This window comes from Deinococcus aestuarii (genome assembly GCF_018863415.1).
Lineage (GTDB): Bacteria > Deinococcota > Deinococci > Deinococcales > Deinococcaceae > Deinococcus > Deinococcus aestuarii.
The window spans coordinates 221,783-232,251 of record NZ_JAHKSN010000005.1 but is presented as its reverse complement, the minus strand read 5'-3'; the positions used below and the strand labels follow the sequence as shown (position 1 = coordinate 232,251).

Genomic DNA, 10,469 nt, shown 5'->3' with positions numbered 1-10,469 from the left:
CAGCAGGAAATGATACGTCTCGTCATCGACATCACTCGGGTACCCTTGTCGCACCATCCCCCATTCTGCTCACCACAGACCCTCTCCCCTCAACTTGGAACGCCTTTTACACAGCCTCTAGAGCGTCCTGCGCGGCCCGCTGCCCCGTGATGTCCAGAGACAGGCCGCCGATGCCCTGCACCGCGCCGTCCTCCCCGGGCAGCGGGAACTTGACCGAGCGGTACACCACCCGGCCGCGCGGCGTGTCGGCGCTCTCCTCGAAGTCGCTGGGGGTGCCGCCCGACAGGATGAACAGGTCGTTCTCGCGCAGTGGCCCCCCGACCGCCTCGCCGAACAATTCCAAGTCGGTGCGTCCCAGCACGTCCTGGCGCCGCACCTCGAACAGGGCCTCGAAGGCGGCGTTCACGTAGCCGTAGCGTCCCGCCCGATCCTTGAGGAAGCCCACGGCGGGCGCGTTTTCCAGCACGGCCGCCAGGCGAGCGCGCTCCGCACGGGCCTCTGCCAGGGCCGCCTCACGCTCGGCGGAGAGCCAGGCGTTGTCCAGGGCCAGGGCCGCCCGGCGTGCGAGCTCCTGTGTGAAGGGCAGGTCTTCGGCGCCGAAGTGGCCGGGCGTCTGGGAGACGAGGCTGAGCACCCCCAGCACCTCGCCCCGTGCGATCAGGGGCACGGCGAGGATGGAGCGCGCGCTCACCGCCGCGGTGGTCTCAGTGAAGTCCTGCTCGTGGAGGTTCCCGGGCATCGTCGAGGCCACGTCCTCCAGCTCGGGGAGCAGGAAGACCTCCCCAGTGTGCAGGACCCGGGCAAGCGGGTGGTCGTCGTCCACCCGGATGGGCACCCGCTCCCGGAAACGCCGCAACACCTCCACCTTCTGGGGATCGCGGTGGGCGGTGGCGCGCAGGCTGAGGAGGCCCTGCCCGTCGGGGAGGGCGACCGTGCACCAGTCCGCGACCGTGGGCACGACCAGGTGCGCGAGGTGATCGAGCACCGCCTGCGGGTCAGCGCTGGCGGTGAGGAGTTCCCCAGCGTCCGCGAGGAGGATGGCCCGCTCGTGAGCGCGCTCCTGCGCCCCTTGCAGCCGGGCCCGCTCCAGGGCCTGAGCGAGCCCCTCGGCCAGCGCCAGCAGGAACAGCCGCTCCGCATGTTCGAGGGCGTGTTCGGCGGCGAAGCCGAAGTTCATCACCCCCACCGCCTGCCCCCCGAACAGCAGGGGCAACGCCGCGACCGACCGGGTGGGCACCGTGCGCTGCACCTGGAGGTGGGGATAGCGGGCGTCCACCTCAGCCGTGCTCAGGAACAGTGGCTCCCCTGCTCGCACAGCGTCGCCCAGCAGCGTCGGGGCCGAGAGCGGAAAGCGTCGCCAGCTCCCCATGTACGCCTCGTCGTACCCGACGGAGCCCGCGAAGACCAGGTCTTCCCGCTCGGCGTCCAGCACGAACACGCTGCCGGTCGCGGCGCCCAGGGCGGCGAGACCCTGCCCCAGCACGACGCCCGCGGCCTCCTCGGCGGTCAGGGCCCGTGATAGGGCGCCAGCCAGGGCGAACAGCGCGCCGCCGCGGACCTCGGCCGCCTGCTGCGCCGTGGCGTTGGAAAGTTGAACCGCCACGAGGTCATCTACGGGAAAAACCCGTACGTCCACCCAGACCCAGGGGCCTGTAGCCTGCAACCGAAGGGTCCGGGGCCAGGGGTCTGGGGAGGCGAGGTGTAAGGCCAGGTCGGGCCAGAGGTCCTGAAGCGCGCGGCCCCGCAGGCTGGGGAGGTCGAGCATGAAGTGACGGGCCGCGGCCGGGTTGGCGTAGCAGACCCGGCCGTCACCCGCGAGGTCCACAAGCAGACCGGGATCGGGCAGGGCGTCGAGCCAGGGCAGGGAGGGAGGAAGCACTGGGTCTGGGATCGTCATGAGGGGGAGAAGTTCGCCCTGTGAGCATACTGTGAACTTCAAACGGTAAGCTTACGGCGTGGACGCCCCGAGAAGTGACCGAAACCCCACAGAAGTTCGTGGTCAGATCGGTGAGGCGAACTTCCCCTTACACGAGATCGCCCGGGAGACCGCCCGGCTGTGGCGCCGCCACCACCTCGACTACGACCAGACCAAGCACGTCGTTGAACAGGCCCGCAGGAGTCTGGGACTTCAGGCCCCCCGGGAGCGCCGCCGCACCGTGGACCGCCTGGACCGGCACGAGGTCGAGCGGCTGATCGAGCACGCCTACCGGCACTCCGCGCCGTATGGGCTGATGGTCAAGACGCTCTTTTACACCGGGGCCCGGGTCTCCGAATTCGTGAACCTGCGCGTCGAGGACCTGCATCTGGCGCTGGACCCACCCCAGGTGTACATCGCGCACGCCAAGGGGGGCAGCGACGGGTACGTGCCGATCCTGCCGGGTCTCGCCCAGGAGTTGCGAACGCACCTCGCGGGGCGGACCAGGGGATACCTGTTCGAGAGTAATCGGCAGGACAAGTACACGCCCCGGGCGGTGCAGCGGCTCGTGAAGACGGCGGCCGGGCGGGCGGGCATCGAGAAGCAGGTCACGCCCCACCGGCTGCGGGCGAGTGTGGCGACGATCCTGCTCGACGCCGGGATGCCGCTGGATCAGGTGCAGAAGTTCCTGCGGCACAAGCGGATTACCACGACCCAGATCTACGCCCAGACCAGCCTGCGGGGCGTGGGCGAGAACTACCTCAAGGCGTTCGAGCGGCGCTGAGCGATGGGCGGGGCGCTGGAGCAAGACGACGCCCCGGATCGCCTGCCCGAACCGCTGTCCGAAGATCAGCTCCGGCGGCACTTCACCCTGCGCGACCCCGACCTCGAAGAGGTGGCGCTCTGCCGGGGCACCGTCAACAAGCTGGGCTTCGCCGTGCAGCTCTGCACCCTGCGCTGGCAGGGCTTCTTTCTGCGCGGGCTGGGAGAGGTGCCCGGCGCGGTGCTCGACACCCTCGCGGCGCAACTCGGGGTGCTGTCCATCGGCCTCAGTGCCTATCCAGGGGAAGAAAAGACCCGGCGGGTTCATCTGGAGCGTATCCGCGCCCACCTGGGTTTTGTGCGCTGCGGGGAAGCCGAGCGGGCCGGGCTGCTCGCCTTCTTGTGTCAGGAGGCCCGGGTCATCCCCAGAACCGAGGTGCTCCGCAAGGCCGGGCACGCCTGGCTGCTGAACCACAAGATCGTGCGCCCCGGGCGCACGACCCTGCGGGACCTGATCGCCCACGCCCGCGAGGCCGCCCTGAACGACAGCTTCGTTACGCTGACCCGGGGCCTGACGCCCGGGCAGGGCGAACAACTGGATGCCCTCCTCGCCGTGCCCAAGGATGAATCCGGGTCCTCGCCCTGGCCGCGCTCGCCCCTCGAAGGGCTCAAGCAGCTTCCCAAAAAAGAGTCCGCCGAGACCATCCTGTTCCTGCTGAACCGGCTGAGGACCGTGATGGAGATGGGCGTTGCCACCTGGCCGGGCCTGGACGACCTGCACCCCCAGATGCGCCGCCACCTCGCCCTGTGGGGTTACCGCTACGACGCCTATCACCTCCGGCGCTTCCCCGAGGCCAAGCGCCACGCCGTGTTGCTGTGCTTCCTCTCCCTGGTCGTCGCCGAGACGGCCGACGGGGTGGTCGAGGCCCTGGACAAGGTGATGAACGATATCCACGGCAAGGCCAGGAAGCGCCGCCAGGAGTTGCTGCGGGCGAGTGAGGAGGCCCGGCGCCGCGCGGTCGAGATCGTGGAGACGCTGGGCGCTCTGGCGCTGAGCGACGAGGTGTCCGACGGCGAGTTGAGAACGGCCATCTTCGAGCGGTACTCCCGCGAGGACCTGGGGCGGCTGGTGGAGGGCAGCCGCCTGCTGCGGGAAGGAGACGACGGCTCCCACCACGCGTTCACCGCCCGGTCGTGGGAGTTCACGCGGCGCTTCTCCCCGACGTTGCTGGCCGTGATGCCCCTGGCGTGGTCGAACAGCGCGCGGCTGGGAGAAGCGGTCACCTTCATGCGCGAGTTCAACGCGGCGGGCAAGCGCAAATTCGGCGTGGACGTGCCCCTGGGATGGTTGCCCCCGAAGTGGCAGGGCTGCGTGGTGAGGCGGGTCGGGCGCGAGGTGGAGGTGTCCCGGCCCCACTACGAGCTAGCGCTGCTGTCCACATTGGTTGAGAAGCTGAAGTCGGGGGACGTGACGGTGCGGCACTCGCGGCGCTGGGCCGACTTCGAGCAGTACCTCATTCCCAGGGAGGACTGGCAGCGGGAACGGGAGGGACATTACGGGGCGCTGGGCCTGCCGCTGGACGCGGGGACCTACCTGCAAGCCCTCGACGAGCGGTTGCACACGGTCACGCAGAACGTGAACACGGGGGTGCCCAGGAACGAGGCCCTGACCCTGGACCGGGAGAAAGGGACGTGGCGATTGGCGCCGACCCGGGCGAACAACACCCAGATCAACGTGAAAGCCGCCAAGGCCCTGATCGAGAACGCGATGCCGGGGCGCGAACTGCTCGACATCGTGATCGAGTTGGACGCGCGGCTGGACATCCTCGGGCACTTCCTCCACAGCGGGGAAGGGTCAAAACTGCCCCGCAACGTGCGGCGGCGCAATGTCCTGGCCGCCCTGATGGCGGTGGGCTGCAACATCGGCCCGGCGAGGATGGCGGCAGCGTCGGACCTGTCCGCCCGCGAGATCAGCCTGGCGGCCGACTGGTACCTCACCGAGGACGCCCTGCGCGCCGCCAGCGTGGACCTCGTGAACTTCGCGTCGGGCTTGCCGATGGCCGCGGTCTACGGGCGTGGGGACATGTGCAGTGCCGACGGAATGCGCTTCTATGTGCCGGTCAACATCCTGGCTGCGGACTACAGCCACCTGCTCGGGGCGCGGGGCGTGACCATGTATGCCCACACGACCGACACCTCCTTGCGGCTGTACCAGCAGCCCATTCCCGTGCGGTTGCGGGAAGCGACCTTTGTGCTGGACGGCCTCTTGGAGCACGGGACCGAACTCGACCCTCGGCGAGTCGTGACCGACTCGCACGGCTTTTCTGAGGTGGTGATGGCCTCAGCCTCACTGCTGGACAAGGAGCTGGCGCCGCGCATCGCCCGGGTGCATGAGCAGACGCTGTACAAGCTCGACCGGGGCAAGATGTACGCGCATCTCGATCCCATCCTCAAGGGCACGATCAAGCCCCACGTGGTGCGCGAGGCCTGGGACGACGTGGTGCGGGTGGTGGCCTCGATCAAGACGGGGACGGCGACCGCTTCGCTGATCCTGCACCGGCTGGGGTCCTACGCCCGGCAGAACCGCATCCACCAGGCGCTGGCGGAGATCGGGCGGGCGGAGAAGACCATGCACATCCTGCGGACCGTGGACAGCGAGGCGTACCGCCGGGCCCAGACGCGGGAACTGAACAAGGGGGAGGCGGCGAACGACCTGTCGCGGTTTCTGTTCTTCGGGCAGGAAGGGGCCCTGCGGGGGCGGGAGTTCGGGGATCAGGCGCAGAGCTTCAGTGCGTTGGCCGTGCTGCACAACGCCGTGGTCGCGTGGAACATCCTGACCGTCGAGGGGGTGGTGGCGAAGCTGCGGGCCAAGGGGCATGAACTGCCGGACGAGGTGCTGGCCCTGACGACGCCGCTGTTGCGCAAGCACATCAACCCCTTCGGGCGCTACCACTTCGACCTCAGCCGCCTCCGCTCCTGAGCAGGAGCAGGGGCCCAGCGCTTAACGGACGTTTTCGGGCGCTTGGGGGTAGAACGCGTTTGCCCGCTCCCAGGATGGCTTGCAGTTCCGCCAGGGACCTCGCACGCAGCTCCGCCCCCGTGTGGATGCCCTGCGCCTGAAGTTTCCCCGCGATCACCGGCCCCACCCCGTAGAACTCTTCGACCGGCAGGGCGGCGAGCAGGGCGTCCACCTCCCCGGGAGGGATGACGGTCAGGCCCGCGGGCTTCTTCATCCCGCTCGCCAGCTTGGCGAGGAACTTGTTCACCGACACCCCGGCCGAACAGGTCAGCGCCGTCTCCGCCAGGATGTCGGCCTGGATGCTGCGGGCCAGCTCCTCGGCCTGAGCGAGCGTTCGCCCCTCTGCTGTCATGTCGAGGGAGGCCTCGTCCAGCGCCAGCGGTTCAATGACCTCGGTGTACCGAGAGAAGAGGCCGTGAATCTAGGCGGAGACGGCGCGGTACACGTCCATGCGCTGAGGAATCAGGACGAGCCCCGGGCAACGTTGCCGGGCGAGGTGCACGGGCATCGCGCTCTTCACACCGAAGCTCCGCGCAACGTAATTGGCGGTCATCACCGCGCCCCGGCGACCCGGAACGATGACGGCGACGGGCTTCTCCCTCAACTCCGGCTGATCGCGGACCTCGACCGAGGCGTAGAAGGCGTCCATGTCCATATGCACGATCAGGCGCGTCATGGGGGCAGTGTCGCCGATGGAGTGGGGCCGTTCCGTCGGGAGTCCTGCTGTGCGGGTGGACCTGCCTGAGGTCCTGGGGAAGGCGCCCAGCACAAGGGCGGGGACCCTTCCGCCTACCGGTAGCTGACCTCCAGGGTCACCTGCGCGCCCTCGCCCAGGGTCAGGTAGTCGCTCAGGCCGTTGTTCCCCGCCGTGCCCCCCGTGAAGCTCAGCCTGACCTGCGTGCGGCCCGTGCGGTTCACGGCACCCAGGGCCGCCGGGCCCAGGTCGGCGGTCAGCACCGTGCCCGTGGCGGTACTCGCCGGAGTGGTGAAGGTCGCCGCCCCCGCCGTGGTGACGGTCGCCGCGAAATCGTCCGTCCCTAGCGCGCAGCCTGCCCCCAGGCAGCCACTTCGCAGGTCGGCGGTCAGGACCGCTCCACCCGTCCAGGGATTGCCGTTGGGCGCCAGGCTGTACCGCAGGGTCAGCCTCGCCCCCGTCACCGTCGCCCCGTCGGGCAGGGCGGAGGTGTCGAAGGACAGCACGCCCTTCCAAGGGGCGTCGGCGTTGTCTCCCACCCCGATCCCCCCCGAGGTCACCACGTACCCGCCCGAGGTGGCGGTCTTGCTGGTCGCGGCCACGTACCCGTCCTCCGCGACCACCGAGGGGAAGGTCGTGGTGGTGGCCGGGGTGCCCACCGTGTAGGTGTACGCCTGCACCGCCGAGGCGTTGCCCGCCGTGTCCACCGCGTAGGCCCGCACCGTCGCGCTGGCGTTGAGGGTGAGGCTGCCGCCCCCCGCAAGGGTCACCCGGGTCGCGCTCGTGCGCGGGTCGCTGCCGTCCGTCGTCGCGTACACCGTCCCACCCTCGTTGAGGGCAAACGTGACGGTCAGGGGGCCAGCGTAGGTGCCGGGTGCCGGAGATACGCTCACCACCGGCGCGGTGGTGTCGGTGCCCGAAGGGGGCGGTGTGGCCGTCCCCGCGCTGAAGAATCTCCACATCTCCGCGCTCGCGTCGGGTCCCTGCGGGTCGGTGTAGCTGCCCGCCGTACTGCCGCCGCTCCAGGCGTGCCCCATCCCGGTCACGTTCCACAGCTCCACCACGCCGCCCGCATAGGTCTTCACCGTATAGGCCCGTCCGCCGCTCACCGTGCCGCTCCGGGTCGAGACCTGCGAGGTGTTCTTGCTGCCGTTGTCCTGCCCGTCGTCGGTCAGGTCGTTCGTCTGCACCCACTGGGCGGCCACCTGATCGCCGTTTACCGGGGACACCGTGTAGTCGCTGGTGCCGTGGAAGACGATGGCGCGCACGTTGCGTTTGGTGGTGCCCATCGCGTTGTAGGCGGCGGTGCCCTGGGTGTCAGGGTTCGGCCCGCCCGAGTTCATCGCCGTGAAGGCGGCGGCCGTGCTCGTCGCCGCCTTGTACTCCAGCCCCGCGCCCACCCCGATGGCGCTGAACACGTCCGGGTAGGTCGCTCCCATGATCACGCTCATCGCCGCGCCCGCCGAGAGCCCCGCGACATACACCCGCGAGCCGTCCACGGAGGTGCGGCCCTTGATCGCGTCCACGATGGCCTTGATGGCGGCGGGCTCGCCCTGGCCGCGCGCCTGGTGGGCGGGCTCGAACCAGTTCCAGCACTTGTTCTGGTTGGCGCTGCCCGGCTGCTCGGGGTAAACGACCAGGAAGCCCTTCTGGTCGGCGAGGTCGTTCATGCGGGTTCCCGCCGCGAAGTCTGCCGGGGACTGGGTACAACCGTGCAGCATCACCACCAGGGGCCGGGGTGTCCCGGTCCCCGCCGTAGGCGTGTAGAGGGTGTAGTTGCGGGTGACCCCCGCACCCGTGGCGCTGCCGGTGACGGTGGTCCCGGTCGCCTGGGCGCTCAGGGCGGGAGCCGGGGAGGGGGACTGCGAGCAGGCGGCCAGCAGCAGGGGGGCGGACAGCAGGGCGGCGGGGCGCTTCATGGCAGACCTCACGCGGGAGATAGGGCCCGCACCGCTGCGGGCGGTGGGACACAGGAGGGAGCTTGGGAGCGGCCCTCACCCTACCCCCCTCCCGTCACCGCCGCGTTACACGGCTGCCCAACCGAAACCACGGGGAGCTGAGGCACCGCTCCGGACGGAGGGTGGCACGCGCCAGACGAGCGCGCCAGGGGCCCAGGGCACGCTGGAAGCGGATGTGGAGCGGCTACGCGCTCCACTGGCTGGGGCGTGGGTTGGGGACACCTTTCGGGCGGGCGCGGCGCCCCCATCCGGCGGTGTGGCGGAGTCTCTCGACCGGGTGAGGGCGCCGCTGAGGGTAGAATCCCGGCATCTTGGCCTGTGTTCTCCAGGTAAGCCCATGAAGGTGGCCCTCGACGTTTCTGCCCTCGCGCTGCGGCAGGCCATTGGGGGGCTTGGCCTGTTGATGCCCCTGGTCGTGTGGAGCATCGGCCAGTACGACGGCCTCCCGGTCCATATCTACGACACCATTAGCGCGCATTATTACTCCAGGGCCCGCGACCTCTTCGTGGGGACGATGGCGCTGGTGGGCGTGCTGATCTTCTTCTACCGGTCGCCCTACCGCTGGGACGAGGTGGTGGCAAAGGTGACCGGGGTGGCGGCGGTGTTCGTCGGGCTCTTGCCCATGACACCCTCCGCGGGGATGCGGGCGGACACGTCCTCCAGCCTGGCCCTGGGGCTGCATCCCCTGCCGGTGACGGCGTTCTTCGTGGGGGGCATCTTCCTGGTGGGGGTCTCCTTCCGGCGGACGACACTCGGGCAGCTCACGGGTGAAGCCCCAGGCCACCTCGCGACCATCGCCGAGTTGGAACGGCAGAACCCCCGCAAGCATCGGCGCAACCGCCTCTACCTGGGGTGCGCGGGGGTCATGAGCCTGGGGGCGCTGGTGCTGGCGGCGCAGAACGTGTTGAGCGAGCAGTTCGGCTGGCCGGGCGGGTGGCGGTTTGTGCCGGAGAGCACGGCGGTGATGGCCTTTGCGCTGGCCTGGCTGGTCAAGGGCCAGGCTTGGGCCTTCGTGCGGGATTGAGCGACCACTGGCGCCCAGGGCCAAACCCGTCCTGGCCCGACCGGTTGGCGTGCGGGTGGACCCCTCCGGTGTAGGGGCACCCGCAGGCCGTCCTGCCACACCACCGCCTGGAGCGGTTGATCCTGGTGGGTCGAGGACGTACGCTGACCCACACCGAACTCAACGGGGGGGCTTATGAAGAACGTCGGGGGAATGCTGGCTCTTTGTGCCCTGATCCTGGCGAGCTGTGGCAGGGTGGGGGCGCCCGCTGGGGATACGCCCCCAGCGGATGAAACGGAATGGACGGCTGAAGCGCAGTCCCAGGCGACGTACGCGACCTTTTGCAGAAACGAAAGTGTCCCTTCCAACTGGCGCAGGACGAGTACGTGGGTGACCACCTCCGGGTGCTTTCAGGGAGCGAGGTTCGTCGATCTCAACTCGACGAGCAGCGTCACCATCTGCCATAACCAGTCGATGCCGCCTTCCTGGCGCAAAACGACCGGCTTGAAGTCACCGTACCCCTGTGGTGAGTTTGCGATTTCCTGGGTCAACATCAAAAAGGACAGCGAGGTCACGATCTGCCACGATCAGGCCATGCCGTCCCAGTGGCGCAAGACCACGAACCTGAGACGCTCGTACTCGTGTGATGCCTTCGAACTGACCTGGATCAACATCAATAAATACGACAAGGTGAACATCTGCTTCCCGCAGTCCATGCCCGACCCGTGGGTCCGAACGACGGCATGGAGCAACCGGAGTGCTTGTGCGGGCCTCGGGGCCACGTTCCAGCGCAGGTAGGTTCAAAGAGGTGCCCGCCTTCTCGAAGGCTCCCGCAGAGCACAAGGCTGGTCTTTTCCCCCGTCATGCGGGACAGGTGGGCTGCCCTGAACTGAGGATCGTGGGGTGGACACGGATACTAGAGAATTAATAGAAAGGCAAGGGAGGAGTGGTTGCAGCAGGCAGAGCACTCCTCACCGTGCCTTACTCTCGGGTGCGCCCCTTGGTTGGCAGATCGCCGAGCTTTCCCCGAGCGGGAGCTTGAGCATGAGCACGGCTGGAGGGGGGGAACGGCTGGGGTTCAGGGCCGCCGCCACGGCACATCACCGGAACCCTCCACC

8 protein-coding genes and 1 pseudogene are annotated in these 10,469 nt (G+C 69.0%); 4 read left to right on the top strand and 5 right to left on the bottom strand.

The window, feature by feature from the left end:
- Positions 1 to 106: 106 nt before the first annotated feature.
- Positions 107 to 1,897 (bottom strand): GAF domain-containing protein, encoded by a 1,791-nt coding sequence (locus tag IC605_RS09620; RefSeq protein WP_216322423.1) that lies wholly within the window; start codon positions 1,895 to 1,897, stop codon positions 107 to 109.
- A gap of 58 nt (positions 1,898 to 1,955) precedes the next feature.
- Here IC605_RS09620 and IC605_RS09615 point away from each other — a divergent pair, with 58 nt between their 5' ends.
- Together IC605_RS09615 and IC605_RS09610 are read left to right on the top strand one after the other, a co-directional pair.
- Positions 1,956 to 2,699: a tyrosine-type recombinase/integrase gene (locus tag IC605_RS09615; RefSeq protein ID WP_216322421.1), complete on the top strand. Its 744-nt coding sequence runs from the start codon at positions 1,956 to 1,958 to the stop codon at positions 2,697 to 2,699.
- A gap of 3 nt (positions 2,700 to 2,702) precedes the next feature.
- On the top strand, positions 2,703 to 5,657 hold the full coding sequence (locus IC605_RS09610) for a Tn3 family transposase (RefSeq protein WP_216322418.1): 2,955 nt from the start codon (positions 2,703 to 2,705) through the stop codon (positions 5,655 to 5,657).
- Here the strand turns inward: IC605_RS09610 and IC605_RS09605 are convergent.
- From IC605_RS09605 to IC605_RS09595, 3 genes and pseudogenes are all read right to left on the bottom strand, one after another.
- On the bottom strand, positions 5,638 to 5,910 hold the full coding sequence (locus tag IC605_RS09605; RefSeq protein WP_246580661.1) for a hypothetical protein: 273 nt from the start codon (positions 5,908 to 5,910) through the stop codon (positions 5,638 to 5,640). The genes IC605_RS09610 and IC605_RS09605 overlap by 20 nt on opposite strands.
- Before the next feature lie 15 nt (positions 5,911 to 5,925).
- Positions 5,926 to 6,345 (bottom strand): annotated as a pseudogene (locus IC605_RS24575) (Y-family DNA polymerase); the annotation flags it as partial.
- A gap of 140 nt (positions 6,346 to 6,485) precedes the next feature.
- A complete protein-coding gene (locus IC605_RS09595; protein WP_216322410.1) occupies positions 6,486 to 8,309 on the bottom strand; it encodes an extracellular catalytic domain type 1 short-chain-length polyhydroxyalkanoate depolymerase in 1,824 nt (607 codons plus the stop codon).
- 376 nt (positions 8,310 to 8,685) lie between these two features.
- Between IC605_RS09595 and IC605_RS09590 the strand changes: the two genes are divergently transcribed.
- Positions 8,686 to 9,372, top strand: coding sequence for a hypothetical protein (locus tag IC605_RS09590; protein WP_216322408.1), 687 nt, complete (start codon positions 8,686 to 8,688; stop codon positions 9,370 to 9,372).
- A gap of 389 nt (positions 9,373 to 9,761) precedes the next feature.
- Here the strand turns inward: IC605_RS09590 and IC605_RS09585 are convergent, their stop codons facing one another.
- The gene (locus IC605_RS09585) at positions 9,762 to 9,926 is read right to left on the bottom strand and encodes a hypothetical protein (RefSeq protein WP_216322405.1); all 165 of its coding nucleotides are present in this window, start codon (positions 9,924 to 9,926) and stop codon (positions 9,762 to 9,764) included.
- Between the two features lie 19 nt (positions 9,927 to 9,945).
- Between IC605_RS09585 and IC605_RS09580 the strand changes: the two genes are divergently transcribed.
- Positions 9,946 to 10,149, top strand: coding sequence for a hypothetical protein (locus IC605_RS09580; RefSeq protein WP_216322402.1), 204 nt, complete (start codon positions 9,946 to 9,948; stop codon positions 10,147 to 10,149).
- Positions 10,150 to 10,469 lie beyond the last annotated feature (320 nt).

Excerpts from the sequence above, each read along its gene's own strand:
- IC605_RS09620 (WP_216322423.1), bottom strand. The coding sequence starts at position 1,897 with ATGACGATCCCAGACCCAGTGCTTCCTCCCTCCCTGCCCTGGCTCGAC.
- IC605_RS09610 (WP_216322418.1), top strand. The coding sequence starts at position 2,703 with ATGGGCGGGGCGCTGGAGCAAGACGACGCCCCGGATCGCCTGCCCGAA.
- IC605_RS09605 (WP_246580661.1), bottom strand. The coding sequence starts at position 5,910 with ATGAAGAAGCCCGCGGGCCTGACCGTCATCCCTCCCGGGGAGGTGGAC.
- IC605_RS09595 (WP_216322410.1), bottom strand. The coding sequence starts at position 8,309 with ATGAAGCGCCCCGCCGCCCTGCTGTCCGCCCCCCTGCTGCTGGCCGCC.
- IC605_RS09590 (WP_216322408.1), top strand. The coding sequence starts at position 8,686 with ATGAAGGTGGCCCTCGACGTTTCTGCCCTCGCGCTGCGGCAGGCCATT.
- IC605_RS09580 (WP_216322402.1), top strand. The coding sequence starts at position 9,946 with ATGCCGTCCCAGTGGCGCAAGACCACGAACCTGAGACGCTCGTACTCG.